24 protein-coding genes are annotated in these 24,904 nt (G+C 67.9%); 15 read left to right on the forward strand and 9 right to left on the reverse strand.

Annotated features, from left to right (window positions below):
* Positions 1-2: 2 nt before the first annotated feature.
* From RKE40_RS07465 to RKE40_RS07480, 4 genes are all read right to left on the reverse strand, one after another.
* Complete coding sequence (locus RKE40_RS07465) at positions 3-1,325, reverse strand: RNA polymerase sigma factor (RefSeq protein ID WP_316017604.1); 1,323 nt, start codon at positions 1,323-1,325, stop codon at positions 3-5.
* Positions 1,326-1,403: 78 nt separating this feature from the next.
* Positions 1,404-1,823, reverse strand: coding sequence for a YciI family protein (locus RKE40_RS07470; RefSeq protein ID WP_316017605.1), 420 nt, complete (start codon positions 1,821-1,823; stop codon positions 1,404-1,406).
* 72 nt (positions 1,824-1,895) lie between these two features.
* A complete protein-coding gene (locus tag RKE40_RS07475; RefSeq protein WP_316017606.1) occupies positions 1,896-2,318 on the reverse strand; it encodes a YciI family protein in 423 nt (140 codons plus the stop codon).
* Positions 2,319-2,530: 212 nt separating this feature from the next.
* Complete coding sequence (locus tag RKE40_RS07480; RefSeq protein WP_316017607.1) at positions 2,531-3,946, reverse strand: pyridoxal phosphate-dependent decarboxylase family protein; 1,416 nt, start codon at positions 3,944-3,946, stop codon at positions 2,531-2,533.
* Positions 3,947-4,195: 249 nt separating this feature from the next.
* Between RKE40_RS07480 and ygfZ the strand changes: the two genes are divergently transcribed.
* From ygfZ to RKE40_RS07500, 4 genes are read left to right on the forward strand one after another with little or no spacing between them, the layout of a single operon-like run.
* Entirely contained in the window at positions 4,196-5,080 is an 885-nt protein-coding gene (gene ygfZ / locus RKE40_RS07485; RefSeq protein WP_316017608.1) for a CAF17-like 4Fe-4S cluster assembly/insertion protein YgfZ, read from the forward strand.
* Positions 5,077-5,703 (forward strand): DNA-3-methyladenine glycosylase I, encoded by a 627-nt coding sequence (locus tag RKE40_RS07490; protein WP_316017609.1) that lies wholly within the window; start codon positions 5,077-5,079, stop codon positions 5,701-5,703. Before ygfZ ends, RKE40_RS07490 begins: the two co-directional genes overlap by 4 nt.
* A gap of 14 nt (positions 5,704-5,717) precedes the next feature.
* Positions 5,718-6,425, forward strand: coding sequence for a GNAT family N-acetyltransferase (locus RKE40_RS07495; RefSeq protein WP_316017610.1), 708 nt, complete (start codon positions 5,718-5,720; stop codon positions 6,423-6,425).
* Between the two features lie 2 nt (positions 6,426-6,427).
* Positions 6,428-7,027 (forward strand): YfbR-like 5'-deoxynucleotidase, encoded by a 600-nt coding sequence (locus RKE40_RS07500; RefSeq protein WP_316017611.1) that lies wholly within the window; start codon positions 6,428-6,430, stop codon positions 7,025-7,027.
* 147 nt (positions 7,028-7,174) lie between these two features.
* On the opposite strand, the gene RKE40_RS07505 is transcribed toward RKE40_RS07500, so the two are convergent.
* Positions 7,175-7,462 (reverse strand): SH3 domain-containing protein, encoded by a 288-nt coding sequence (locus RKE40_RS07505; protein ID WP_316017612.1) that lies wholly within the window; start codon positions 7,460-7,462, stop codon positions 7,175-7,177.
* Positions 7,463-7,690: 228 nt separating this feature from the next.
* On the opposite strand from RKE40_RS07505, the gene RKE40_RS07510 reads away from it, so the two are divergent.
* The 7 genes from RKE40_RS07510 to RKE40_RS07540 all read left to right on the forward strand — a co-directional run bounded on the left by RKE40_RS07510 (position 7,691) and on the right by RKE40_RS07540 (position 15,575).
* On the forward strand, positions 7,691-8,377 hold the full coding sequence (locus RKE40_RS07510) for an OmpW/AlkL family protein (RefSeq protein WP_316017613.1): 687 nt from the start codon (positions 7,691-7,693) through the stop codon (positions 8,375-8,377).
* Positions 8,378-8,531: 154 nt separating this feature from the next.
* The gene (gene aceB / locus RKE40_RS07515; RefSeq protein ID WP_316017614.1) at positions 8,532-10,142 is read left to right on the forward strand and encodes a malate synthase A; all 1,611 of its coding nucleotides are present in this window, start codon (positions 8,532-8,534) and stop codon (positions 10,140-10,142) included.
* 59 nt (positions 10,143-10,201) lie between these two features.
* On the forward strand, positions 10,202-10,657 hold the full coding sequence (locus RKE40_RS07520; protein WP_316017615.1) for a nucleoside deaminase: 456 nt from the start codon (positions 10,202-10,204) through the stop codon (positions 10,655-10,657).
* A 181-nt stretch (positions 10,658-10,838) separates the two neighbouring features.
* Complete coding sequence (locus RKE40_RS07525; protein WP_316017616.1) at positions 10,839-11,876, forward strand: DUF3616 domain-containing protein; 1,038 nt, start codon at positions 10,839-10,841, stop codon at positions 11,874-11,876.
* An 8-nt stretch (positions 11,877-11,884) separates the two neighbouring features.
* Positions 11,885-12,457, forward strand: coding sequence for an NUDIX hydrolase (locus tag RKE40_RS07530; protein ID WP_316017617.1), 573 nt, complete (start codon positions 11,885-11,887; stop codon positions 12,455-12,457).
* Between the two features lie 161 nt (positions 12,458-12,618).
* Complete coding sequence (locus RKE40_RS07535) at positions 12,619-13,515, forward strand: hypothetical protein (protein ID WP_316017618.1); 897 nt, start codon at positions 12,619-12,621, stop codon at positions 13,513-13,515.
* A gap of 125 nt (positions 13,516-13,640) precedes the next feature.
* Positions 13,641-15,575: an FUSC family protein gene (locus tag RKE40_RS07540; RefSeq protein ID WP_316017619.1), complete on the forward strand. Its 1,935-nt coding sequence runs from the start codon at positions 13,641-13,643 to the stop codon at positions 15,573-15,575.
* Positions 15,576-15,599: 24 nt separating this feature from the next.
* Here RKE40_RS07540 and gpmI read toward each other — a convergent pair whose 3' ends face one another.
* The gene (gene gpmI / locus RKE40_RS07545) at positions 15,600-17,114 is read right to left on the reverse strand and encodes a 2,3-bisphosphoglycerate-independent phosphoglycerate mutase (protein ID WP_316017620.1); all 1,515 of its coding nucleotides are present in this window, start codon (positions 17,112-17,114) and stop codon (positions 15,600-15,602) included.
* 210 nt (positions 17,115-17,324) lie between these two features.
* Between gpmI and RKE40_RS07550 the strand changes: the two genes are divergently transcribed.
* The gene (locus RKE40_RS07550; RefSeq protein ID WP_316017621.1) at positions 17,325-18,065 is read left to right on the forward strand and encodes a haloacid dehalogenase type II; all 741 of its coding nucleotides are present in this window, start codon (positions 17,325-17,327) and stop codon (positions 18,063-18,065) included.
* A 16-nt stretch (positions 18,066-18,081) separates the two neighbouring features.
* Here RKE40_RS07550 and RKE40_RS07555 read toward each other — a convergent pair whose 3' ends face one another.
* Complete coding sequence (locus tag RKE40_RS07555; RefSeq protein ID WP_316017622.1) at positions 18,082-18,849, reverse strand: SDR family oxidoreductase; 768 nt, start codon at positions 18,847-18,849, stop codon at positions 18,082-18,084.
* A 113-nt stretch (positions 18,850-18,962) separates the two neighbouring features.
* Here RKE40_RS07555 and RKE40_RS07560 point away from each other — a divergent pair, with 113 nt between their 5' ends.
* On the forward strand, positions 18,963-20,000 hold the full coding sequence (locus tag RKE40_RS07560) for an L-idonate 5-dehydrogenase (RefSeq protein WP_316017623.1): 1,038 nt from the start codon (positions 18,963-18,965) through the stop codon (positions 19,998-20,000).
* Between the two features lie 24 nt (positions 20,001-20,024).
* On the opposite strand, the gene RKE40_RS07565 is transcribed toward RKE40_RS07560, so the two are convergent.
* Positions 20,025-21,761: a sensor domain-containing diguanylate cyclase gene (locus RKE40_RS07565; protein WP_316017624.1), complete on the reverse strand. Its 1,737-nt coding sequence runs from the start codon at positions 21,759-21,761 to the stop codon at positions 20,025-20,027.
* A gap of 109 nt (positions 21,762-21,870) precedes the next feature.
* Positions 21,871-23,544: a formate--tetrahydrofolate ligase gene (locus RKE40_RS07570; protein WP_316017625.1), complete on the reverse strand. Its 1,674-nt coding sequence runs from the start codon at positions 23,542-23,544 to the stop codon at positions 21,871-21,873.
* A gap of 249 nt (positions 23,545-23,793) precedes the next feature.
* On the opposite strand from RKE40_RS07570, the gene RKE40_RS07575 reads away from it, so the two are divergent.
* Positions 23,794-24,393 carry a dioxygenase family protein gene (locus RKE40_RS07575; protein WP_316017626.1) on the forward strand — a complete coding sequence of 200 codons (600 nt, stop codon included), beginning with the start codon at positions 23,794-23,796 and terminating at the stop codon, positions 24,391-24,393.
* A gap of 111 nt (positions 24,394-24,504) precedes the next feature.
* Positions 24,505-24,861, forward strand: coding sequence for an iron chaperone (locus RKE40_RS07580; protein WP_316017627.1), 357 nt, complete (start codon positions 24,505-24,507; stop codon positions 24,859-24,861).
* Positions 24,862-24,904: the final 43 nt, after the last annotated feature.

Consider the following 24,904-nt stretch of genomic DNA (forward strand, 5'->3'; position numbering starts at 1 on the left):
GTTTAAGCATCGGATTCACCCGAAAAGTGGCTTCCACTTTTCGGTCCGATGCTCTCGCCCTTCCCGGCAACACCCGCCTTCTCCGCCCGCGCCAGCAGCAGGGCCTGCTCGCGCTGGTTCCTGGTCATGCCCGCAGCGCGGATGAACTCGGCCTGCGCCTCGCCATGGCGACCGAGCTTGCCGAGCAAATCGGCCCGCACGCTCGGCAGCAGGTGGTAGTTCTTCAGCGCCGGGGCCGAGGCCAGCGCATCGACCAGCACGAGCCCGGCCGCCGGCCCCTCCGCCATCGCGACCGCCACCGCCCGGTTGAGCTCGATCACCGGCGAGGGCGTCAGCGCGCCGAGCGCGCCATAGAGCGCCGCGATCCGCGCCCAGTCGGTATCCTCCGCCCTGCGGGCCCGGGCATGGCAGGCCGCAAGCTCCGCCTGCAGGACGTAAGACCCCGGCGACGGCGCCAGCGCCCGCGCCGTCTCCAGCGCCTTGAGGCCGTGATTGATCAGCAGATGGTCCCAGAGCGCCCGGTTCTGGTCGAGCAGCAGCACCGGCTGGCCGTCCTGGCCGATCCGGGCACGCAGGCGCGAGGCCTGTAGTTCCATCAGGGCGACGAGGCCGTGCACCTCGGGTTCTTGCGGTGCGAGCCCGGCAAGGATGCGCCCGAGCCGCATCGCCTCCTGGCACAGCCCCGGACGCACCCAATCCTCGCCAGCGGTCGCGGAATAGCCCTCGTTGAAGATCAGGTAGACGACCTCGAGCACCGAGCCGAGCCGCTCTGCGAGCTCCGGCCCATGCGGCACCTCATAGGGCACCTTCGCCTCGGCCAGCGCCTTCTTCGCCCGCACCAGGCGCTGCGCCATGGTCGGTTCCGGCACCAGGAAGGCGCGGGCGATCTCCTCGGTGGTCAGACCGCCGATCAGGCGCAGCGTCAGCGCGAGCCGCGCCTCGACCGCCAGCACCGGATGGCAGGCGGTGAAGATCAGCCTGAGCAGGTCGTCGCCGACCTCGTCATCGAGCGCCTCCTCGATCTCGACGATCGGATCGGCCTCCTCGTCGAGATCGCGGCCGATCTCCTCGTGCTTGCGCTTCAGCATCTTGTCGCGGCGCAGCCCATCGAGGGCGCGGTGCCTGGCGGCCTGCATCAGCCAGGCGCCGGGATTGCGCGGCACGCCCTCGCCCGGCCATTGCTGCAGCGCCGCGACCAGCGCGTCCTGCGCCAGCTCCTCCGCCCGGCCGACATCGCGGGTGACGCGCGCCAGCCCGGCGATCAGCTTGGGAGCCTCGATCCTGAAGACCGCCTCGATAGTGCGGTGTGTATCGCTCGCCGACATCGGCTGCGATAGACAGCATCAGGATCGCCGGCTGGCAAGCCGCCCGGGCCACGGCGGCCGTCGGGCGGCTTAACGCCTCTAGTCGCCGATCTCGCTCTTGAGCCGCTGCCAGGTCGCCTCGGTCTGCGGCGTGACGATCTCGCCGAAATCGGCAAGGTCGTAGAGCGGCCGGATCTCGATCTCGGAAGGGCCGGGCATCGGATTGGGGCAGCGCTTGACCCAGGCGATCGCCTCGTCGAGCGAGGCGCATTCCCAGAGCCAGTAGCCCGCGACGAGCTCCTTGGTCTCGGCGAAGGGCCCGTCGACGACGGCGCGCTTTGGCCCATCGAACTGCACGCGCACGCCCTTCGCGCTCGGCTGCAGGCCATCGCCGCCCTTCATGATGCCGGCTTTCACCAGTTCCTCATTGTAGGCCATCATCGCTTCGAGCAGCTCCTGGCTCGGCGGTGCGCCGGCTTCGCTGTCCTTGGTCGCCTTGACCAGAATCATGAAACGCATCGGAATTCTCCTTGGGTCGGTGAACGGACCGGCCGAGCTGCGCTACGGCCATTCTTTGACAGGGGGCCAAGTTCAGCTGGCGAGCTTCGCCGCCTCGGCGCGCACCCGCTCTTCCTGCTCGCGCAGTTCCGGCGTCAGCACCTCGCCGAAATCCTCCATCTCGAAGACCGGCCGCAGCTCGATCTCGGTGCCGCCGTCGAAGGGCGCGCGCTTCAGCCATTCGATCGCCTCGTCGAAGGAACGGACCTGCCAGATCCAAAACCCGGCGAGCAGTTCCTTCGTCTCGGTGAAGGGGCCGTCGGTGATCATCCGCTCCGCGCCCGAGAAGCGCATGCGCAGACCTTTCGCGCTCGGATGAAGCCCGTCCATCGCCAGCATCACGCCGGCCTTCACCAGCTCCTCGTTATAGGCGCCCATCTTGGTGAGCATGTCCTCGCTCGGCATCACGCCGGCTTCGCTGTCCTTATCGGCCTTGACCAGAACCATGACGCGCATCCGTCTTCTCCTGCCTCTAGGGTTCGCTTTGCCTTGGTGTCCGGAGCAGGAGAATTCCTGCCCTCTGTCTTCACGTCGAACGAGGCGCGGCGAGATCGACAGGCCGCCGAAGCTTTTTTCAGATCCGGGCGCATTTTTTTTGCAGCAGTGGAAGCTGCCATCGTCGGCGCGTCGAAATGGAGGCGGCGAGCGGGACAGGGCCGCCGCTGAACTCAGCCGCGGCAGGCGCGCCAGGCGGAGAGGATCGCGGCCACCGTGGCGTCGGCATCCGTGGTATCAGTCTGCCACGAGATCACCGAGAGCCGCATGATCGCGCGGTCGCGCCACCTCGCGCCCCCCGCGAAGCAAGTGCCGTCGGCCTGCAGCCGGGCGATCACCGCCTGCGTCAGCGTATCGCCCTCCGCGACCGGCAGCTCCGAGCCGAAGCGCACAGCGATCTGGTTCAGGCAGACCTGGTTGAGGATACTGATCCCCGGCTCGCTCTCGAGAGCCTGCGCGATGCGGCGTGCCAGGGCACAGTGCCGCTCGATCATCGCCGCGATGCCGGCCCGGCCGAGATGGCGGATCATCGCCCAGCTGGGAAAGCCCCGCGCCCGCCGCGACAGCTCCGGCACGAAATGGCTGGGATCGCGCTCGCCCGCCGCGACCTCAGGCAAATAGCTCGCCGCCGCCGTCATCGCGCGACGATGCGCCTGGCTGTCGCGGATGATCGCGTAGCCGGAATCATAGGGCGTCTGCAGCCACTTATGGCCATCGGTCGCCCAGGAATCGGCCTCCTCGACACCGGCGACCTGTTCGGCTGTCTGCGCGCTGGCACGCGCCCAGAGCCCGAAAGCCCCGTCGACATGGATCCAGGCCCCGTGCCTGTGCGCGAACGGCATCAGCCGGCGGAAAGGATCGCTGGCGCCCGTATTGATCTGGCCGGCCTGCAGTACCGCGATCGCCGGCCCCTCGCTGGCCTTGAGCGCCACGGCGAAGGCCTCGGCCTCTATCCGCCCCTGCGTATCGGTCGCGACCCTGACGACGCGGTCATGGCCGAGCCCGAGCAATTGCAGTGCCGAGAACACCGTGGTGTGCGCGTCGTCGCCGATCACCACCTTGATCGGCGGCGCCCCGAACAGGCCCCGCGCCTCGACATCCCAGCCCACGCGCCGCAGCACCTCGCTACGCGCCGCTGCGAGGCAGACGAAGTTGGCGACCGTTGCCCCTGTGACGAAGCCGACGGACGCTTCCCGCGGCAGTCCGAGCAGGTCGAGCAGCCAGCCGGCCGCGACGGTTTCCGTTGCGGCGGCCGCCGGCGATGCCTGATGATTGCCCGCGTTCTGGCCCCAGGCGCTGGCCAGCCAGTCGGCCGCGACGCCGACAGGATGCGACGCGCCGATGACCCAGCCGAAGAAACGCCGGCCCGCCATGGCGTGAAGCCCGGGCTGCATCTGTTCGTCGAGCGCTCCGATCACCTCGTCGGCCGGCAGACCCGTTTCCGGCGTCGGCGCTGCAAGGCTGCGCAGCATCTCGCCATAGTCGGCCAGCGGCCGCTGCCGCCGATCCGGCAATGTCTCGCGGAAGAATGCGGCCCGCCGTGCCGCATCGCTGAACAGCCCGGCTTGATCGAAGGACGGCTTCGGCATGGCACGGCCTCCATGACGCTGGCGAAGGCCATTCTGGCAGGAACGGAGCCATTGTCAGCAGGCCGTGCGAGGGCCTTTCGGCCTCATCGCTTTTCCGCCCGAGGGCACCCGTTTTCTGGCGAGCCCAGGGAAAACCGCATCGCCATCGCCATTGCCGGCGCGGGACTGGTTGAGGACGGCGCCGAAGCGACCTAACTATCCCCAACGAACGGCGCCCAGCCGCAGCCACCACGAAGCGTAAGGTCCGACATGCCGGCGATTAGACTGGTCGACCGCGGCGTCATCCGCGTCAGCGGCGACGATGCCCGCGACTTTCTGCAGAACATCGTCACCAACGAGATGGACGAGGTGACGCCCGGCAAGGCCGGCTACGGTGCACTGCTGACACCGCAGGGCAAGATCATCGGCGATTTTCTCGTCGTCGCCGTGACGGAGGAGGATGGCGGCGGCTTCCTGCTCGATTGCCCGCTCCTCCAGACTGCCGATCTGATGAAGCGCCTGAAACTCTACAAGCTGCGCGCCAAGGTGGCGCTGGACGACCTCACCGAAAGCACCGCCGTCATCGTCGCTGGCGATGGCGGCCGTCTGCCGGAGGAGGCCGGGCTGCGCTATGCCGATCCGCGCCTGCCGGAACTCGGCGACCGGGCGATCACCGACCGCGACGGCGTCGAGGAGATCGCCGGCGGCGAGATGGACGACTATCACGCCCGCCGCATCGCGCTCGGCATTCCCGATGGCGGGCGCGACTTCGCCTATGGCGACACCTTCCCGCACGAGGCGCTGCTCGACCAACTCGGCGGCGTCTCCTTCAAGAAGGGCTGCTTCATCGGCCAGGAGGTGGTTTCGCGCATGCAGCACCGGGGCACGGCCCGCTCGCGGGTCGTGCCGGTGGTCTTCAGCGAGGGCCTGAACCCTGAGGACGGCGTCGAGGCCAGCGCCGGCGGCAAGCTGCTCGGCCGCGTCGGCTCCTGCGCCAGGGGGCGCGGCCTTGCCCTGCTCCGGCTCGACCGGGTGGCGGATGCGCTCACTGCAGGCCATGAGCTCGATGCCGGCGGCCTCGCCTTCACCCTGCAGAAGCCCGCCTTCATCCGCTTCCCCTTCCCGGGCGAGCCTGAATTCGGAGCCGCGGCATGAGCGACGTCATCAGCGGGCGCGAGGCGGTCCAGGGACCGGACGGCAAATATCGCTGCGTCTGGCCGGGGAGCGATCCGCTCTACCTCGCCTATCACGACACCGAATGGGGCGTGCCGGAATACGATTCCCGCGCGCTCTGGGAAAAACTGATGCTCGACGGTTTCCAGGCTGGCCTGTCCTGGATCACCATCCTGCGCAAGCGCGACGCCTTCCGGGCGGGCTTTGCCGGCTTCGAGCCGGAGAAGGTCGCGCGCTTCGGCGAGGCCGATGTTCAGCGCCTGCTGGCCGATGCCGGCATCGTCCGCCATCGCGGCAAGATCGAGGGCACGATCCGCAATGCGCGGGCCTATCTCGATATCAGCGAGAAGCAGCCCTTCACCGACTTCCTCTGGAAGCATCTCGACGGCCGGGTGATCCAGAATACCTTCCGGACCCATGAGGGGGTGCCGGCGGAGACCGCCGTGTCGAAGACGATCTCCAAGGAGCTCAAGGCTGCCGGCTTCACCTTCTGCGGCCCCACCATCGTCTACGCGGTGATGCAGGCCTGCGGCATGGTCAACGACCACCTCACCGGCTGCTTCCGCTGGCAGGAATGCGCGGCTCTCGCGCGCGACAGCCGCTAGGCGAGGCAAGCTGGATGTCGAAGTATCCACAGGCCGTGCGTCGCTGGCCCTTTCCGGAGCGCTGCGTCCACCGGGGGAGCCACGTCACGCTCGAGCCCCTGGGACAGGACCATCTGCACGAGCTGTGGGAGGCGGCGGCAGATGCCGAGGCGTCCTGGTCGTTCCTGCGCTATGGACCGCCTGCGACGATCGAAGCCCTGTCCGCGCTGCTCACGGATCTGTCGTCCCGCGATGATCAGCCATTCTGGGCTGTGCGGCCCGATTCCAGCGGCCGCGTCGAGGGCTGGTTGTCCCTTTGCGACGTGTACCCTGCCGACGCCGCCATCGAGATCGGCAGCATCTGGTTCTCTCCACGCCTGCAGCGGTCCCGCGCGGCGACCGAAACGATCTACCTTCTCATCCGGCACGCCATGGATGATCTTGGCTACCGGCGGATGGTCTGGCGTTGCGCTGCGAGCAATGCGGCTTCGTTGCGTGCCGCCGGACGCTATGGCTTTCGCCAGGAAGGCGTTTGGCGCCGCGCCGCGATCGTCAAGGGAGCACCGCGCGATGTCGCCTGGCATTCGATCCTGGATGACGAATGGCCCCTGCACCGGGAGGCGATCGAAGCCTGGCTGAGCGACGACAACTTCCTGTCGGACGGTCGGCCGCGCGCGAGCCTTGACGACATCAGGGCCTCGCGCCAGTCCATCGCACCGACAGAAGCAGCGCCGGCCAATTGACCATGGCGAAGCCCCCAGCCCCTCCGCGCGCCTGGCAGCGCATGCTGTCGGGCCGGCGGCTCGATCTGCTCGATCCCTCGCCGCTCGACGTCGAGATCGAGGACATCGCCCATGGCCTCGCCCGCGTCGCCCGCTGGAACGGCCAGACGCGCGGCGCCCACTCCTTCTCGGTGGCGCAGCATTCCCTGCTGGTCGAGGCGATCGCCGGCCATCTCAACCCCGACTGGCCGTCGCAATGGCGGCTGATGGCGCTGCTGCACGATGCGCCGGAATACGTCATCGGCGACATGATCTCGCCGTTCAAGGCGGTGATGGGCGATGCCTACAAGGGCGTCGAGCTGCGCCTGCTCGGCGCGATCCATCTGCGCTTTTCCCTGCCGGCGGCGACACCTGCGCTGGTGAAGCGCAAGACCAAGGAAGCCGACCACGTCGCCGCCTTCCTGGAGGCGACCGAGCTCGCCGGTTTCGAGCGGGCCGAGGCACTGCGCTTCTTCGGGCGGCCGCAGGCGCTGCCGCGCGAGGTCCTCGACCTGCTGAAGCCCGAGCCTACGGAAGTGGCGCAGCAGGCCTTCCTGGCGCGGTTCGCGTTTCTGTCTGGCTGAGAGGCCTTGAGGCCAGCGGAAAACGCGCTCCGGTGAGTCGGGCCGTCCTGATCTTCGAGAACCGGAGCGCAGCGGACATTAGTCCGTGAGCACCGGAAGCGCAGAAGGTCGCGACGGACGGCCGCCGGAGTAGAGTTTGCCGCGGCCTCAATAGCAGGAAACAAACTCGCGATAGACCCAGCCGACGACCTGGCTCGTGCCGCGCGGGCGGATCAGCACCCAGGGCCGGCCGCGCTCGTCGAAGCTGGAATTCACCACCCGGACGCCGACGCCATTGGTGACGCGGCCGATGATGTCGCCATTCGGCGTCTCGCGGATGTTGAGGGGCGTGCCGGTCGGATCGGTCACGGCGCAGCGATTCTGGGCAAGGGCCGGACCTGCGGCCAGCCCGGCGACGAGTGTGGCGACGAGAAGTCCGAGGCGGGTGGCGGTCATTCTGGGATCCTTCATCTCGTCGCGCCGACGTCCGGGCCGGCCATGCCCCGAAGCCATGTCGCCGCCAGAGCGGTTTTCGCGACGGCATTGTCACGAAAATGCCACGCTCTTCCCGGTTCCGCCGTCCCGGCCCTGATCTTTGACAGAGGTCAAAGATCAGGCGCCCACCTGCATGGTCGAACCGATCTGCACCGCCTCAAGCGGCCCCACCGTGCAGGATCCCTTCCGATGACGTCTCGTATCGCCCTCGCCTCGCTCGCAGCTGCGCTCCTGGGCGCGACGACACTCGGCGCCGCCGCCTCCGACCTGCCTTCGCGCAAGGCCGCGCCCTCGATGACCGCGATCGATCCCTGGAGCCCCTGGATGATCCGCGGCCGCGCGCTCGTCGTGATGCCGCAGGAATCGGCCAGCCTGCGGGCCGGCGGCGTGCCGATCGTCGGCGGCGATGTCGAGATCTCGACCTCGGTCGTGCCCGAGCTCGACATCACCTACTTCTTCACCCGCAACATCGCGGTCGAGCTCATCCTCGGCGTCACCCCGCATAACGTGAAGGGCGCGGGCTCTCTCGCGGGCGCCCGCATCGGCTCCGCCTGGCTGCTGCCGCCGACCTTGACCCTGCAGTACCATTTCGACCCGATCGGGGCCTTCAAGCCCTATGTCGGCGCCGGCATCAACTACACCGTCTTCTTCGATGAGAAGGCCAAGGGCGGCTTCAACAGCTTCGACCTCAAGGATTCGTTCGGCTTCGCCCTGCAGGCCGGCGTCGACATCATGATCGACCGGCACTGGGGCATCAATTTCGACGTGAAGAAGATCTTCCTTGAGCCCAAGGTGAAGGTGAATAATGGTGTGATCACCGGCAAGGCCAAGATCGACCCCTGGATCTTCGGCACCGGCGTCACCTACCGGTTCTGATCCGTCAGGCGCGCCAGACCGGGTCGCCGTCCAGCGGGCGGCGGCCCATCTTGTTCATTCCGGAAAAGGTCCTCGGCAATTTCCTGCACTTCTGGATAAAATAATCCGGCGCATAATGCTCCCGTAAGCGTTCGAACGCCTGAAGGAGCCTGCCATGTCCAACCCCGCGCCCAGCCTCTCACTGCCCAAGGGCGTCGTCGTCAAGGGCGCCCTCGCCGCGCGCTATGACGAGGTCCTGAGCCATGACGCGCTCGCCTTCGTCGCCGATCTGCAGCGCCGTTTCAACGAGACGCGCAAGCGCCTGATGGCCGTGCGGGCCGAGCGCCAGAAGCGTTTCGACACCGGCGAGACCCCGGATTTCCTGGCCGAGACCAAGCATATCCGCGAGGGCGACTGGAAGGTCGCAGCCATCCCCCCCGACCTGCAGGACCGTCGCGTCGAGATCACCGGCCCGGTCGACCGCAAGATGATCGTCAACGCGCTGAACTCCGGCGCCAAGGTCTTCATGGCCGATTTTGAGGACGCCTCCTCGCCGGTCTGGGCCAATATGGTCGAAGGCCAGATCAATCTGAAGGACCGCTGGGCCGGCAAGATCGACTTCACCGACGCCACCACCGGCAAGGCCTACAAGCTCAAGGACAAGCCCGCCGTCCTCATCATCCGGCCGCGCGGCTGGCATCTGCCTGAGCGGCACATCGAGATCGACGGCGAGATCGCCTCGGGCGCGCTGGTCGATTTCGGCCTCTATGTCTTCCACAACGCCAAGGCGTCCCTGGCCCAGGGCTCGGGCCCCTATTTCTACCTGCCCAAGCTCGAGAGCCATCTCGAGGCGCGCCTGTGGAACGACGTTTTCGTCGCCGCCCAGAACGCGCTCGGCCTGAAGGCCGGCACGATCAAGGCGACCGTGCTGATCGAGACCCTGCCATCCGCCTTCGAGATGGACGAGATCATCTACGAGCTGCGCGAGCACATGGCCGGCCTCAATTGCGGCCGCTGGGACTACATCTTCTCCTTCATCAAGAAGCTCGCCCGCAACAAGGCCTTCGTCCTGCCCGACCGCTCGCAGGTGGTGATGACCAAGGCCTTCCTGCGCGCCTATTCGCTGCTGCTGATCAAGACCTGCCATCGCCGCGGCGCCTTCGCCATGGGCGGCATGGCCGCCCAGATCCCGGTCAAGAACAATCCGGAGGCCAATGCCGCCGCCTTCGCCAAGGTCAAGGCCGACAAGGAGCGCGAGGCCGGCGACGGCCATGACGGCACCTGGGTCGCCCATCCCGACCTCGTCCCGGTGGCGATGGAGGTGTTCGACCGGCTGATGCCGCAGCCGAACCAGCTCGACAAGAAGCGCGAGGACGTCAACGTCGGCCGCGCGGACCTGCTGGAAGTGCATGAGGGCACCCGCACCGAGGCCGGCTTCCGCGAGAACATCCGCGTCGGCGTGCAGTATCTCGAGGCCTGGCTGCGCGGCCGCGGCGCCGTGCCGATCTACAACATGATGGAGGACGCCGCGACCGCCGAGATCAGCCGCGCCCAGATCTGGCAGTTCGTCCAGTACGGCGTCGAGGTCGACGGCGGTACCAAGGTCAGCGCCGAGCTGTTCAAGCGCTGCATGCCCGAGGAAATGGAACGGGTCAGGGGCGAACTAGGCGCGGAAACCTATGACAAGGGCCGCTTCCCGGAGGCGATCGAGCTGTTTTCCAAGCTCTCGCTCGCCCCGGAATTCGAGGACTTCCTGACCGTCCCCGCTTACGCCAAACTCGGCTGATCCTCCGGCGGGCGTCGCCGATGCGGCGCCCGCCGGTCCCCGAACGGCGGGAGCAGCCAATGTCCGACGAAGACTTCATGCGCGAGGCGGTCGCCCTCGCCCGCGACAATGCCCTGCAGGGCGGGCGCCCCTTCGGCGCCGTCCTCGTCCGCGACGGCGTCGTCGTGGCCCGCGCGGTCAACCGCATCCACGAGACCAACGACCCGACCACCCATGCCGAGCTCGAGGCCATCCGGCAGGCGAGCGCTGCGCTCGGCTCGCCCCGGCTCGATGGCGCCACCATCTATGCCAGCGGCCATCCCTGCCCGATGTGCCTCGCCGCCATGCACATGACCGGGGTCAAGGCGGCCTTCTTCGCCTATTCGAACGAGGACGGCGAGGATTTCGGCCTCTCCACCGCCAAGATCTATGCCGAGATGGCCCGGGAGCCGCAGGCCCAATCGCTGCCTTTGCGCCCCTTGCGGCCGCAAGGCGAGGCCGGGCTCTACGAAGAATGGGCCGGCAGGCGCCGCTAGATCCCGTTCCCGAACGCGGGCGAGCTTTGCGATAATGGTCGGATCTGCGCCGAGCCGCTCGCTCCAGCGCACCTTCCCGCCTAGACTGGCCCGCAGCCTTGCAATCCGCGAGGCTGCGGGCGAGCCATTTCCGGGCTCGCTGATATGCTTGCCTGATTCTCCGCCGCCGCTTGGACACCCCATGTCGTCACGCCTGCTTTCCCTCCTGTTCGCCTCGACGCTGCTCTGTCCCGCCGTCGCTGCAGCCATCACGCTTAAGCCCGAACAGCGCCTGCGGGCCGATGGCGACTTCTCCGGCAAGAAGCCTGGCAAGACGGCGGTGGATCTCAGTGGCCTTGCCTGCATGCCGTCCGCGACCGGGACGCTGCGCTGCCTCGTGATCAATGACGAAGGCTCCTTCGCGCAATTCGCCCAGATCGCCGAGAACCGCGTCACGCCGGGCGCGACCGTGCCGCTGATCGGCGACAAGGCCTCCGATTCGACGCTGGGAACCCCACCGAGCGGCATCTGCAAGGAAGCTGGCCCCTTCGCCGAGCTGGATGGCGAGGCCGTCACCTTCTCGGCCGGCGCCTTCTATGTCGCCGGCTCCCATGGCTGCTCGCGCAACAAGGGCGAGTTCCGGCTGTCGGCCTTCCATCTCGCTCGCCTCAAGGTCGACGAAGCCGGCACGCCATCCGGCAAGATCGAGCTGACCTACCGGCTGAGCGACATGCTGCGCCAGGCCGGCGATGCCGCGCCCTATTTCGGCAGGGCGCTGAACGACGAGAACGGCATGAATCTCGAAGGCGTCGCCGTCACCGGCCCGATCCTGTGGGCCGGCCTGCGCGCGCCCTCGCTTGCCGGAAAAGCCTTCCTGGTCGGCGCGCCGGTCGATGCCCTGTTCGCCCCCGGCAATGCGCCGGCGACGGTCGTCCCCACGGTGGTCACCATTCCCGCCGAGCGCGACCGCGGCATCCGCGATCTCGCCGCCCTGCCTGACGGGCGCCTGCTGGCCCTGGTCGGGCCAGCGGCCGAGCAGGCCCTGCCCTACTCCCTCCTGCTGGTCGACCCGATCAAGCCCGACGGGACCAGGCTGCTGGGCGACCTGCCCGAGCGCGCCGGCCTCAAGGCGGAAGCAGTGACGATCCTCGGGCAGCGCGGCGGCCGGCTCGATGTCATCGTCGGCTATGACGGCGCCAAGAATGGCGGCTTCGAGCGCTATCGCCTGCAACTGCCCTGAGCTTTCCGATGACCGATCTCGACTTCCTCGGCCGTCTCGAGCCGCTGGTGACGCGCTATCGCGCCGAGGTCGCCGGCCCGCGCGAGCATCTCGCCCTGTTGCGCTGGCAGATCGGCGAGCGCCACGCCCTCGCCGAACGCGACACCTTTCCCGGGCACGTCACCACCAGCGCCTTCGTGCTCTCGCCGGATCATGCCCGCATCCTGCTGATCGACCATGTCGTGATCGGCCGCTGGCTCCAGCCCGGCGGGCACTACGAGCCGGCGCCGCGCTTCCACGAATCGGCGGCGCGCGAGGCTGTGGAGGAGACTGGCGTCGCCGGGCTTGTTCTCCATCCCTGGCATCAGGGCGGGGACCTGCCCTTCGCCATCGACAGCCACGAGGTGCCCGGCAAGCCCTCGCGCGGCGAGCCCGCCCATATCCATCACGACCTGCAATATCTCTTCCTCGCCGACCCCGCCTTGCCGCTGGTCGCGCAGGAGGAGGAGGTCCATGCCGCCGCCTGGAAATCAGTCGCTGAGCTGGCGGAAATCGCGCCGGTCGCCTTCGCGCGATTGCAGGCGCTGGCACCTGCCGCCTGAACACGGGCGGCGACGCGCCCGCCCCCTCCCGTTCGATGTTGCCCGGCGGCAACAATCCGGCGCAATGCAGCGTTCGCCCCGGCCGGCCTCTCGCGGCAGCGAATGCGTGGGCGCATGCTGACGCGACTGACAGCTCGTTCCCGTTCGAAAGCGCCCGTCGCATGCCGCTCCGGCTCGCTCTCCTCGCCCTTGCCGCATCTGCAGCTTTTGTACCCGCTCTCGCCGCGGACCTGCCCGCCGGCAGGACGGCGCCGGCCGCGCCGCCGCCCTCGGCCTGCACCGAGAGCGACAGCATCCCGATCGATGCCTTCGGCTTCACCACGGGCTCGGAGGTCGTCGATCCCGGCTCCTTCGGCGTCAGCCTGAGCTATGGCGGCGGCTTCGGTGTCCGCGATGGCCGCCAGGCGGCGCATGGCCTGCAATTGCAGGGCTCCTACGGCCTCGTCCCTTGCGTCGAGATCGGCCCTTACCTGCTCGGCGGCTACACCGACGCGACCATCGCCGGCGCGAAAGCCGATACGCGCAGCCTCGGCGCCGGCCTCGAGATGAAGTACCGCCTGCTCGGCCGCGATCGCAACGGCATCGGCCTCACCGTGATCGTCGATCCCAGCTTCAACCGCACCGACCCGAGCGGCGCCGGCCCTTTCACCACCTACAACACCGGCCTGCGCCTGTTCGCCGACACGGCCCTCATCCGGGGCAAGCTCTATGCCGCCCTCAACCTCTCCCAGGACCTGACCTGGACCGGCCCGAACCCCTATCGGCGCTCGTCGACCCTGACGCTCGCCGGCTCGCTCTCCTGGCAGGTTGTCGACGGGATCTATCTCAGCGCGGAACTCCGCCATCAGCGCCGCCAGGACGCGCTCGGCCTTGGTGACAATGTCGGCTACGCCACGTTCGCCGGACCCGGCGTCTATTGGCAGGCGACGAAGGCGCTCGCGATCTCCGCGGCCTACAATGTCCAGCTCGCCGGCAAGGCCAAGGGCCAGCCCGGCAATCTCGACATCACCAATTTCAGCCAGCACCTGCTGAAGCTGAAGGTGGCCTACAGCTTCTGAGCCCGCCACGCGGCAATGTGTATTGGCGGCGCCCGCCACGCGCGGTGACAAAGCTGCTGCGGTGGTGGAAAGCTGGGAGCGGATTCCGCCGCTCTCGCGGCAAGCCTGATGCAGTGCCGCATGCCATGAACGCCCTTCCCGCCCTCACCAGGCTCGGTTTCGATACCGGGCGCCTCGGCTTCACGCTGCGCACCTGCTTCGCCGCCTGCCTCGCGCTGCTGGCCGCCTGGGCGCTCGGGCTGGAGCACCCGCAATGGTCGGCGATGACCGTCTTCGCCTCGGCCCAGCCGGCTCGCAACATGCTGGTGGAGAAGGCCTTCTTCCGCGGCGTCGGCACGCTCGCCGGCACCGCGGTCGGTGTCCTCCTGATGCTGCTCTCCGGTGGCCAGCCGCTGCCGGTCATGCTCGGGCTGGCGCTCTGGGTCGGGTTCTGCGCCTTCGCAGGCAATCTGCTGCGCGGCTTCGTCTCCTATGGCGCCCTCATCGCTGGTTTTTCGGCGGCAATGGTGGTGCTGCTCGATGTCGGCCGCCCCGACCATATCCTCCTTCTGGCAGCGGACCGGCTGCTGACCGTGCTGACCGGGATCGTGACGGCCCTCATCGTCGGCCTTCTCTTCGCGCCGAAGGAGGGCGAGGACGCCGTCGCCGGCGAAGCGCGGCAACTGGCCATCCGCGTGCTGCGCCAGCTTGCGACCCTGCTCTCGGGGACGAAACCCGGCGCCGAGGAGCAGCGGCAGATCCTGCGGCAGCTCGCCCTGCTCGACGAGGCGCTGGAGCCGCACGGCGCCGGCTCGCTCCGCTCGCGGCGCTCGGCCCGCAGCATTCGCAGCCTGATCTCCGCCCTGGTCTCGACACTGGTCTGGCTCAGGGCGGCGCCGGAAACGCTGCGCGCCGCACCAGTGCAGGAACTGCTCGAACAGGCGGCCGACGCGCTGGAAGCCGCAGCACCGGTCGCCGAGGTTCTAACCCTGCTCGAACGTGCCGCCGATCTCTCGGCTGAACATCCGCCCCTGCAGGATGCGATCCTGCGCCTCGAAGCCGCCGCGAAGGAGCGGGTCGGCGTCAGCGACGGCGAAATTCGGCCGGCCCGCATCGAGCACCCGGTCATCCTGCATCGCGACTGGGTCGGCGCCCGCCAGGCGGCCCTGCGCGCCGGCGGCATCATGCTCGGCCTGGGCACGATCTGGGTGGTCACCGGCTGGCAGGCCGGCGCCCTGCTGCTGCTCGGCACCTCGGTGATGGTGACGCTGTTCTCGACCTGGGAGAATCCGGCGCTGATCATGCGCAAGGTGCTGGTCGGACAGGCCTGCGGCGCCCTTGCCGCTCTCGCCTGCCGCTGGCTGGTCTGGCCGCACGCGACGAGCGAGCTTGAGCTCGTCCTGATGCTGATGCCTTTCATCATGATCGGCGCGCTGCCGATGGCGCACCGGCGGACGATGCTGGGCTCGATCGACTACTGCATGGCCCTGTTGCTGCTCTCCCAGCCAGCTCTGCCGCTGAAGGGAGATCTGGCGAGCACCGTCTTCACCGCGCTCGCGGTGGTGTCGGCGCCGTTCCTGACCCTGATCGCCTTCCGCACCATCTTCCCCACCGATGCGCGCCAGCGCCTGCAGGTACTCGCCGGCATGATGCTGAAGGAGTTGCAGGATCACTGCAGCGCGCCCGAGGCGGCGCTGCGCGCCGCGACCTGGCGGGCCCGGCTCAATCACCGGCTGCTGCGGCTGGTGCGCCTATCGCAGCAGGCGGGCGAGCGGGCGAGCACCCAGGAGGACGGCGGCATTGCGGTCTTCGCAGTCGGCATGGCGGTGCTGCGCCTGCGCGCTATGCTGGCGGAAACCGATCTCGCGCCAACGACGGCGCACACTATCCGGCTGGCTCTGGCGCGCGTCGCCAATGCGGCGCAGCAACCCGGCAGAGCCGTACAGGCCCTAGACGAGCTCGCGGACCGTTTCGACGAGATCGGACGCGGAGAGGCGGAATCGATGCGTGCTGCGAGCCGCGCCCTCGCCGCGCAGGGCTCGTTCTTTACCCAGAGCGGCGCAACAGTCGCAGCAGGCTGATCCCGCCAGAAGGACCAGCCGGCGTCAGCGCAGCAGCGAGGCGCCCGTCATCTCGGCCGGCTGCTTCAGCCCGAGCAAGGCGAGCAGCGTCGGCGCGACATCGGCGAGGCGGCCTTCGGCCAGCGCCTTCGCCCCACTGCCGATCACCATTGCCGGGACCGGGAAGGTGGTGTGCGCGGTGTGCGGATTGCCGGTCACCGGATCGACCATCAGCTCGGCATTGCCGTGATCAGCCGTCACGAAGAGCGCGCCGCCCTTGGTGAGGATCGCGTCCGCGATCTTGCCCAGGCCAGCATCGACCGTCTCGACCGCCTTGATCGCCGCCGCCAGCACGCCGGTATGGCCGACCATGTCGGGATTGGCGAAGTTCAGCACGAACAGGTCGTATGTCCCGCTCTCGACCGCGGCGACCACCTTCTCCGTCAGCTCCGGTGCCGACATCTCCGGCTGGAGGTCATAGGTCGCGACCTTCGGCGACGGCGTCATGCTGCGCGCCTCGCCTTCATAAGGTTCCTCGCGCCCGCCATTGAAGAAATAGGTGACGTGCGGGTACTTCTCGGTCTCGGCGAAGCGGATCTGCTTCAGCCCGGCCGCAGCCACCGTCTCGCCGAGCCCGTTCGCCAGGCTCTGCGGCGAAAACAGCGCCGGCATCAGCGGATCGAGTTCGGAGCTGTAGGAGGTCATGCCGACGGCGGCCACGAGTTTCGGCGCCTTGGGCCGCGGGAAGCCGCTGAACTCGGCGAAGAGCAGCGGCGCCAGGATCTCGCGGATGCGGTCGGCCCGGAAATTGAAGCTGAGCAGCCCGTCACCGTCCTTCATGCCGCCAAAGCCCGCGATCACCGCCGGCTTGATGAACTCGTCGCTGACATTGGCGGCATAGGCAGCCTCGATCGCCGAGGCTGCGGTCGGCATCTGCTCGCCCTCGCCGAGCGCCATCGCCTTCCAGGCGAGCTCGACCCGCTCCCAGCGATTATCGCGGTCCATCGCGTAATAGCGGCCGGACAGGGTCGCGATCTTGACCTGCGCCGGCAGGGCCGCCTCGAGCGCCGCGACATAGTCGCCGGCCGAGCGCGGCGGCGTATCGCGGCCATCCGTGAAGACATGGATCACGGCCGGAACACTGGCCTCTGCCAGCAGCCTCGCCAGCGCCACCGCATGGTCCTGATGGGCGTGCACGCCGCCCGGCGAGACCAGGCCGACGAGATGGCAGGTGCCGCCGCTCGCCTTCAGCTTGGCGATCAGGCCGCTGGCTTCCAGCGCCTGCTTCAGGCTGCCGTCCGTGATCGCCTGGTTGATGCGCGGCAGGTCCTGCATCACGACACGGCCGGCGCCGAGATTGAGATGGCCGACTTCGGAATTGCCCATCTGCCCCTCGGGCAGGCCGACATCGAGCCCGCTGGTGCGCAGGTAGGCGTGTGGCGAGGAGCTCCAGAACCGGTCGAAATTCGGCGTCTTCGCCAGAAGGACGGCATTGTTGTTCGCGTCGTCGCGCCAGCCCCAGCCATCGAGGATCATCAGCATGACGGGGCGGCTGGACATCTTGGCAACCTGTGCATCTGCGAAAAGGTGCTTGTGCGGATATCACGCTCCGCGCGGCCAAGGCGAGCGCTATCATCCAGAAGCTAGTCATCCCGGCCAAGCCGCGAAGCGGTGCAGAGCCGGGATCCATTCCGGAACGGTTCAGGCATGGATCCCGGGTCTCCCTGCGGTCGCCCGGGATGACAAGACAGGGTAACGGAAGGAAACACTATGCCGATCAAGGCCGTCGTCTTCGATGCCTATGGTACGCTCTTCGACGTCCAGTCGGTCGCCGGTGTCACCGACACCGCCTTCCCCGGCCATGGCGGCACGATCACCCAGATCTGGCGGCTGAAGCAGCTCGAATACACCTGGCTGCGCTCGCTGATGGGCCGCTACGAGGATTTCTGGAGCGTCACCCGGGCCTCGCTCGACTTCACGCTGCGGACGCTCGGGCTCGAAGCGCCCCCCGAGCTTCTCGCCCGTATCGCCGCCGCCTATGACGCGCTCGCCCTCTATCCGGAAGCGCTCGACGCCTTGAAAGGCCTCGCACCGACACGGCTCGCCATCTTCTCCAATGGCAGCCCGTCCATGCTGGCGAACCTCACCAGGCACGCTGGGATCGACGGCCTGCTGGAAACGGTGATCAGCGTCGACGAGATCAGAGTCTACAAGCCCGACCCGCGCGGCTACCGCCTCGTCGAGGACAGGCTCGGCCTCTCGCGCGAGGAGATCCTGTTCGTCTCCTCCAACGGCTTCGACATTGCCGGCGCCAAGGCCTATGGCCTCACCGTCGCCCGCATCGAGCGGATCACGCAGGCCGCGCTGCGCGCCGAACTCGTAAGCCGCGAGATCGGCCCGGCCGCGATGTTCAAGGCGCTGCGCATGCAGCCCGAGCAGCTCGGCGAGCCCGCCGATCTCACCATTTCGGCGTTGACCGAGCTCGTGCCCTATGTGGCCGCGAGGCGCTGACGGCGCCGCGGCGTCGTCAGACCACGCTGGTCAGGCCACCATCGACCATCAGCAGATGGCCGCTGACATAGTCGGAGGCTTCCGAGGACAGGAAGATCGCCGCGCCGATCAGCTCCTTGGTTTCGCCCCAGCGCCCGACCGGCGTGCGGCTCTTGACCCAGTTCGAAAAGGTCTCGTCGGCGATCAGCGCCTTGTTGAGCTCGGTGACGATGTAGCCGGGGCCGATCGCGTTGACCTGGATGTTGTGCTTGCCGAGCTCGGCAGCGAGACCCTGCGTCATCAGCGCGACAGCGCCCTTGGTCGCGGTATAGGGCACGATGGTCGGCCGGCCGAGCTTGCTCATCACCGAGCCGATGCTGACGATCTTGCCGCGATTGCGCGGCGCCATGCGCTTCGCCACCGCCTGGGTGACGTAGAACACCGAATGCAGATTGGTGGCGACGAGGAAATGCCAGTCCTCAGCCGGGAAGTCGACGAAGGCGCCGCGCTTCTGCGTGCCGGCATTGTTGATCAGGATGTCGATCGGGCCGATCTCGGCCTCGATCGCGGCGACGCCGGCCTCCACCGCCTTCTGGTCGGTGACGTCGAATGGGGCGATCGAGACCTTGTGCCCGGCGGCGGCAATCGCGCCCTGCGCGGCTTCGAGCTTGGCCTTGTCACGCCCGTTCAGCACGACATGCGCCCCGGCTGCCGCGAGGCCTTCCGCCATGGCGAGGCCGATGCCCTGGCCGGAGCCGGTGACGAGGGCGATACGCCCATCGAGCTTGAACAGATTGAGCGACATCCTATCCTCCCGGTCTCGTGGCTTGGCACCTCGTCCCGGCTTGGGTAAGCGTTTTAAAACGATTAGACAATCGCCGGGACCGCATAGCCGCTGGTCCTCCAGGGAGAGTTTCCATGCGCGCCGTCGTCATCCATGCCGAGAAGGATCTCCGTGTCGAGGAGACCGTCACCCCCGAGCTCGGCCCGCTCGATGTGCGCGTGCGGATCAAGGCCGGCGGCATCTGCGGCTCGGACCTGCACTACTACCTCCATGGCGGCTTCGGCACGATCCGGGTGCGCGAGCCGATGATCCTCGGCCACGAGATCGCCGGCATCGTCGAGGCGGTCGGCGCCGAGGTTTCGCGCGTTGCGCCCGGCGATCTCGTCGCCGTCAATCCGAGCCGCTCCTGCGGGCGCTGCCGCTATTGCCAGGCCGGGCAGCAGCAGCACTGCCTCGACATGCTGTTCTATGGCAGCGCCATGCGCTTTCCCCATGTCCAGGGCGGTTTTCGCGAAGAGCTCGTCATCGAGGAGCGCCAGGCGGTGAAGCTGCCCGCCCATATCGGCGCGGCACAGGCGGCCTTCGCCGAGCCGCTCGCGGTCTGCCTGCATGCGGCCAAGCGCGCCGGCCCGCTGCTCGGCAAGCGGGTGCTGGTCACCGGTTCGGGGCCGATCGGCGTCCTCACCGTCGTCGCCGCCCGCGCCGCCGGCGCCAGCGAGATCGTCGTCACCGACGTGGTCGACGGGCCGCTCCCGATCGCTCTCAAGATGGGCGCCACCACCGCGATCAACGTCATGGCCGAGCCGGACCGGCTCAAGGCCGATTACAGCGCCGACAAGGGCAGCTTCGACGTGATGTTCGAGGCCTCCGGCAACCAGCACGCGCTGACCGGCGCCTTCGACGTCGTCCGCCCCGGCGGCGTCATCGTCCAGATCGGCGTCGGCGGCAATTTCACCCTGCCGATGAACGTCGTCGTCGCCAAGGAGTTCGACCTGCGCGGTTCCTTCCGCTTCCATGAGGAATTCGACTGGGCGGTGGCGCTGATCGGCTCGGGCCGGATCGACCTCTCGCCGCTGCTCACCGCCTCGATCCCGATCGCGCGTGCCGTCGAGGCCTTCGATCTTGCCGCCGACAAATCGAAGGCGATGAAGGTGCAGCTCGCCTTCGACTGAAGGGACTGAGGCCTAGAGCTGCGGCTATGCCGCCCGCAGCGGCGACTTGTGCAGCACGAACCCGTCGCGGCCGTTGCGCTTGGCCTCGTAGAGCGCCGCATCCGCCCGCGCGGTCGCGTCGGAAAGGCTCTCATCCTCGCCGACCAGCACCGCGCCGATGCTGGCGGTCACCGCGACCATCCGGCCATCGGCGAGGGGCACCGGCGCATCGCGCAGATTCGCCCCGAGCTTGGCCGCGATCGCAGACAGAGCTGGCCCATCGCAGCCGCTGATCAAAAGGATGAACTCGTCGCCGCCCCAGCGCGCGCAGGCATCGTAGTTGCGCAACACCGACGACATCCGCTGCACGCAGGCGACCAGCACCTCATCGCCGCCCTGGTGGCCGTGCTCGTCGTTGACGCGCTTGAAGCGATCGAGATCGACGATCAGCAGGCCGCAGGGCTTGCCCTCGCGCCGCGCCCGGTTCTGCTCGCGCGCGAAGGCATGGTCGAAGCCGCGCCGGTTCAGGATCGAGGTCAGCGGGTCGTACTGCGCCAAGCGTTCCAGCTGCTCGGTGCGCTCGCGCACCATCGCCTCGAGCCGCCCGGTATTGTCGCCGACCGCCTGCGCCATCTCGTTGAAGGCGTGGGCGAGGCGGGCGATCTCGTCATGGCCGTCCTCGCGCGCCGTCGCCTTGAAATCGCCGCCGCGCAGCCGCGCCACCCCCTGCTCGACCCAGGCGAGTCGGTCGAGCACCTTGCGCTTGAACAACAGGGTCATCAGCGTCGCGGCGGCAAGCAGGATCGCGGCTATCAGGCCCGCAAGCGGCATGAACAGCTTGCGGTCGATGATCGCGTCGACATCCATCACCGTGACGTTGAACCAGCCCAGCCGGTCGAGGAAGCCGACGCCGACGAGCACCTCGCGCCCCTCCATCTGCATGAAGCGCGAGAGCACGAGCGTATCACCGCGCGCGACCTGCTTCATCATCCCGGCCAGCGCCTCGCGGTCGGTATCGCGGTCAAGCAGGTTGAAGATCGTCTTCTTCGCCGAGATGTCCTTGGTCAGACTATGGAAGTCGACAACGCGCGGGTCGCGATGCGCCTGAACTGCTCCCTGCAGGTCGACGAACATGCTCTGCACGCCCGTCTGCGGGAACTCGACGACCTCCTTGATGAACTGGGTGAGATCGACGCCAGTGCCGATCAGCCCCAGCACCTTGCCGTCCTTCTGGATGATGCAGTTGATCCAGACCTTGGTGACGCCGAGCGTTTCGTCGCGGTTGACGTTGAGATGGCAGCCTTTGCCGAGCCCGCGCGTCTTGAAGTACCAGGCGTCCTGCGGCGCATCCGGCGAGACCACGTAGCGCAGCCGGTTATGCTCGTAGCTGTTGTCCTTGTCGTTGAAGTAGTAGCTGCCGCTCTTGTCGACGACCGCGAAATAGCTGCGGTCGGTGAAGGAAAGCCGGTAGTGCTCGAGTTCGGCGAGGCCACGCCTCGCCTTCTCCGGATCGAGCTCGTCCTGTGCCCATTCGACGATGACCGGCGCGCGGGCCACCGTCTCGGCCAGCGAGACCTCGCGCATCAGCGCTTCCAGCCCGCGATAGCGATCGAACAGGATCTGTTTCTCGGCGAAGAGCGTGCCGAGCTTCACCACCGTGCCGTTGACGATCCAGAGGAAGATGCCGGAAGCCGGCACCGCTATCCCGATCAGCGTGGCTAGCACCAGCACGAGCACGCGGGCCTGCAGGCCGCAGCTGCGCCAGGCATTGAGCACACGCATGGATAGCCATCTCCAGCCTCGCCGCCCGGGGATCGGAGGGCGATAACGACCATGCGGCGATATGGTTTACGCTTTATTTACGCAGCGGCACCCGCGGCAGCCCGAGCAGCTAGAACAGCCCTTCGATCTGCCCGTTCGCGTCGATATGGATGCGCTCGGCCGCCGGCTGCCGCGGCAGCCCCGGCATGGTCATGATGTCCCCGCAGATCGCGACCACGAAGCCGGCGCCCGCCGCCAGCCTGAGCTCGCGCACCGGCACGACATGGCCCGACGGCGCACCGCGCAGCGTCGGGTCGGCGGAGAAGGAATACTGCGTCTTCGCCACGCAGATCGGCAGGTCGCCATGGCCGGCGGCTTCGAGCTCGGCAAAGCGCGCGCTCACCCTGGCATCGGCCGAGATGCCGGCAGCGCCGTAGATTTCGCGCGCCACCTTCTCCAGCTTCTCGCGCAGCGGCAGCGCCTCGGGATAGAGCGGCGCGAAATCCGCTTCACCGCTCTCGACCAGCGTCGCCACCTTGGCGGCGAGCTCTTCCGTACCGGCCCCACCCCGCTCCCAGTGCTGGCAGATCACCGCCTCGACGCCGAGATGGTTGCGGCAGAAGTTCTGGATCAGCGCGTGCTCGGCAGCGGTGTCCGAAGTGAAGTGATTGATCGCAACGATCGGCGGCACGCCGAACTTGCGGAGGTTCTCGACATGGCGCGCCAGGTTCGAAAGACCCGCCTCGAGCGCCGGCAGGTTCTCGGCCGAAAGCGCGTCGCGGGCGACGCCGCCATGCATCTTCAGCGCCCGCACGGTCGCGACCACCACGGCGACATCGGGCTTCAGCCCGGCCTTGCGGCATTTGATGTCGAAGAACTTCTCGGCGCCGAGATCGGCCCCGAAGCCGGCCTCGGTCACCACATAGTCGGCGAGCTTGAGGGCGGCGCGTGTCGCGATCACCGAATTGCAGCCATGGGCGATGTTGGCGAAGGGGCCGCCATGGACGAAGGCCGGTGTACCCTCGAGCGTCTGCACCAGGTTCGGCATCAGCGCATCCTTGAGCAGCACGGTCATCGCGCCCGGTGCCTTGAGGTCGGCGGCGGTGATCGGGCTCTTGTCACGCCGGCGGCCGACGACGATGCGCCCGAGCCGGGCCTCGAGATCGGCGAGATCGGTGGCGAGGCAGAAGATCGCCATCACCTCGGAGGCCACCGTGATATCGAAGCCATCCTCGCGCGGAAAACCGTTGCTCGCCCCGCCGAGCGAGGAGACGAGGCTGCGCAGCGCCCGGTCGTTCATGTCCATGACACGCCGCCAGGCGACGTGGCGGGCGTCGAAGCCGAGCTCGTTGCTCCAGTAGATGTGGTTGTCGAGCATGGCCGCGAGCAGGTTGTGCGCGCTGGTGATGGCATGGAAATCGCCGGTGAAATGCAGGTTGATCTGCTCCATCGGCACGACCTGGGCATGACCGCCGCCGGCCGCGCCACCCTTCTGGCCGAAGCAGGGACCGAGCGAAGGCTCGCGCAGCGCGATCATGGTGCGCTTGCCGAGCCGCGACAGCCCGTCGCCGAGGCCGACCGTGGTGGTGGTCTTGCCCTCGCCGGCGGGCGTCGGGCTGATCGCGGTGACGAGGATCAGCTTGCCGTCCGGCCGCGAGGCGAAGTCGCCGATGGCGCTGGTGTCGACCTTGGCGATGTACTTGCCATAGGGCTGCAGCGCCGCATCGGGAATGCCGGCCTTGGCGGCGATCGCACCGATCGGCTGCAGCTTCGCCGCACGGGCGATCTCGATATCGGTCGGCATGCCGTCCCCTTGATCTTGTCTCGAACGGGACGCCTTGCCGGCCGATTCCCCTTGGCGCGACTGTGCCGAAAAACCGCAGCCGCCGCCAGCGCTCGGGTCCGGGGCCCGACCCGCGTGGTGGACAGGAGCTTGTCGGCGCCACGCATCACGGTTCGGCGAGCCCGGGCCTCCTGCCCGAAATCCGCCGGAAGCCGCATTGCAAGAATGAGCGCAAGAACGAAGCTGACGAGAGCGAGGGAAGAGCCAGCCATGACCGATGCACCGAGCCGCCGCGACCTCATCATCGCGAGCCTGTCGGCCGCCGGCTTCGCCAGCCTCGGCCTGCCTGAGGAGGCCGTGGCGCAGGGCGTCGAGCTCCCGGCGACGCCAGCTTGCGATGCGCAGGCCGCTGCGACGCCGCGCCAGACCGAGGGGCCCTATTTCACGCCGTCATCGCCGCAACGTTCCGATCTGCGCGAGGATGGGGCCGGAGAGCTGCTCGTCCTCAGCGGCTTCGTGCTGACGCGGCAATGCCGCCCGATCCCGGGCGCGCTGCTCGATTTCTGGCAGGCCGACCCCTCCGGCCAGTACGATAACCGCGGCTTCCGCTTCCGCGGCCATCTCTTCGCCGATGCGCAGGGCCGCTACCAGTTCATCACCCGGGCGCCCGGGCTCTACCCCGGCCGCACCCGCCATCTTCACGTCAAGCTGCGCGGCGGCGCGCAGAGCCCGGTGCTGACGACACAGCTCTATTTCCCCGACGAGCCCGGCAATCGCCGCGACGGCCTGTTCGATTCAAGGCTGCTGATGAAGCTGCGACCGGCCGAAGGCGGCCAGCTCGGCCGCTTCGATTTCGTGCTGGCAGGATAGCGCTGCCTGCTTCTCTGCGGCGGTTGGTCGTCGGGGACAGGCCGCAAGCGCGGCATCAAGAGCCTTCGCCCATTCGTTGCTTACGGGCATGCCGAAAGGCACTGTGTCACCATGTCGAAAATCAACGACCATGATGCCTACATCGCCGCGGCACCGGCGCAGTTTCGTCCCGTGCTGAGTCGCCTGCGTGCAGGGCTGTCGCGGGCGCTGCCGGACGCCGAAGAAACCATGAAATACGATATGCCTGGTTACCAGATCCAAGGAACGATCATCGCGGGTTATGCCGCCTTCAGCAAACAATGCGGTCTCTATGTCGACCCGAGCGCAATTGCCGTCCATGCCGACGAGATCGCCTCCTTGAAACTCAAGGCAACCAAGACCGGAGTTACGTTCTCAGTGAGAAAACCCATCACTGATGAACTGGTCGAGAAACTGGCAATCAGCTCCCGCAGCAAGAAGGGTTTCTAGAGGCCGTCTTCGGCGACCCAGAGCTCTGCAGTCTGGGCTCATC

Origin of the sequence: Allobosea rubneri, assembly GCF_032464875.1 — a bacterium.
GTDB classification, from domain to species: Bacteria; Pseudomonadota; Alphaproteobacteria; order Rhizobiales; family Beijerinckiaceae; genus Allobosea; species Allobosea rubneri.

Bases quoted from the DNA above. Each gene is read 5' to 3' on its own strand.
- RKE40_RS07475 (WP_316017606.1), bottom strand. From the start codon at position 2,318: ATGCGCGTCATGGTTCTGGTCAAGGCCGATAAGGACAGCGAAGCCGGC.
- RKE40_RS07535 (WP_316017618.1), top strand. From the start codon at position 12,619: ATGCCGCTCCGGCTCGCTCTCCTCGCCCTTGCCGCATCTGCAGCTTTT.
- RKE40_RS07560 (WP_316017623.1), top strand. From the start codon at position 18,963: ATGCGCGCCGTCGTCATCCATGCCGAGAAGGATCTCCGTGTCGAGGAG.
- RKE40_RS07495 (WP_316017610.1), top strand. From the start codon at position 5,718: ATGTCGAAGTATCCACAGGCCGTGCGTCGCTGGCCCTTTCCGGAGCGC.
- RKE40_RS07555 (WP_316017622.1), bottom strand. From the start codon at position 18,849: ATGTCGCTCAATCTGTTCAAGCTCGATGGGCGTATCGCCCTCGTCACC.
- RKE40_RS07565 (WP_316017624.1), bottom strand. From the start codon at position 21,761: ATGCGTGTGCTCAATGCCTGGCGCAGCTGCGGCCTGCAGGCCCGCGTG.
- RKE40_RS07580 (WP_316017627.1), top strand. From the start codon at position 24,505: ATGTCGAAAATCAACGACCATGATGCCTACATCGCCGCGGCACCGGCG.
- aceB (WP_316017614.1), top strand. From the start codon at position 8,532: ATGTCCAACCCCGCGCCCAGCCTCTCACTGCCCAAGGGCGTCGTCGTC.
- RKE40_RS07510 (WP_316017613.1), top strand. From the start codon at position 7,691: ATGACGTCTCGTATCGCCCTCGCCTCGCTCGCAGCTGCGCTCCTGGGC.
- RKE40_RS07470 (WP_316017605.1), bottom strand. From the start codon at position 1,823: ATGCGTTTCATGATTCTGGTCAAGGCGACCAAGGACAGCGAAGCCGGC.
- RKE40_RS07490 (WP_316017609.1), top strand. From the start codon at position 5,077: ATGAGCGACGTCATCAGCGGGCGCGAGGCGGTCCAGGGACCGGACGGC.
- RKE40_RS07525 (WP_316017616.1), top strand. From the start codon at position 10,839: ATGTCGTCACGCCTGCTTTCCCTCCTGTTCGCCTCGACGCTGCTCTGT.
- RKE40_RS07480 (WP_316017607.1), bottom strand. From the start codon at position 3,946: ATGCCGAAGCCGTCCTTCGATCAAGCCGGGCTGTTCAGCGATGCGGCA.
- RKE40_RS07540 (WP_316017619.1), top strand. From the start codon at position 13,641: ATGAACGCCCTTCCCGCCCTCACCAGGCTCGGTTTCGATACCGGGCGC.
- RKE40_RS07570 (WP_316017625.1), bottom strand. From the start codon at position 23,544: ATGCCGACCGATATCGAGATCGCCCGTGCGGCGAAGCTGCAGCCGATC.
- RKE40_RS07520 (WP_316017615.1), top strand. From the start codon at position 10,202: ATGTCCGACGAAGACTTCATGCGCGAGGCGGTCGCCCTCGCCCGCGAC.
- RKE40_RS07505 (WP_316017612.1), bottom strand. From the start codon at position 7,462: ATGACCGCCACCCGCCTCGGACTTCTCGTCGCCACACTCGTCGCCGGG.
- RKE40_RS07500 (WP_316017611.1), top strand. From the start codon at position 6,428: ATGGCGAAGCCCCCAGCCCCTCCGCGCGCCTGGCAGCGCATGCTGTCG.
- ygfZ (WP_316017608.1), top strand. From the start codon at position 4,196: ATGCCGGCGATTAGACTGGTCGACCGCGGCGTCATCCGCGTCAGCGGC.
- RKE40_RS07550 (WP_316017621.1), top strand. From the start codon at position 17,325: ATGCCGATCAAGGCCGTCGTCTTCGATGCCTATGGTACGCTCTTCGAC.
- RKE40_RS07575 (WP_316017626.1), top strand. From the start codon at position 23,794: ATGACCGATGCACCGAGCCGCCGCGACCTCATCATCGCGAGCCTGTCG.
- RKE40_RS07465 (WP_316017604.1), bottom strand. From the start codon at position 1,325: ATGTCGGCGAGCGATACACACCGCACTATCGAGGCGGTCTTCAGGATC.
- gpmI (WP_316017620.1), bottom strand. From the start codon at position 17,114: ATGTCCAGCCGCCCCGTCATGCTGATGATCCTCGATGGCTGGGGCTGG.
- RKE40_RS07530 (WP_316017617.1), top strand. From the start codon at position 11,885: ATGACCGATCTCGACTTCCTCGGCCGTCTCGAGCCGCTGGTGACGCGC.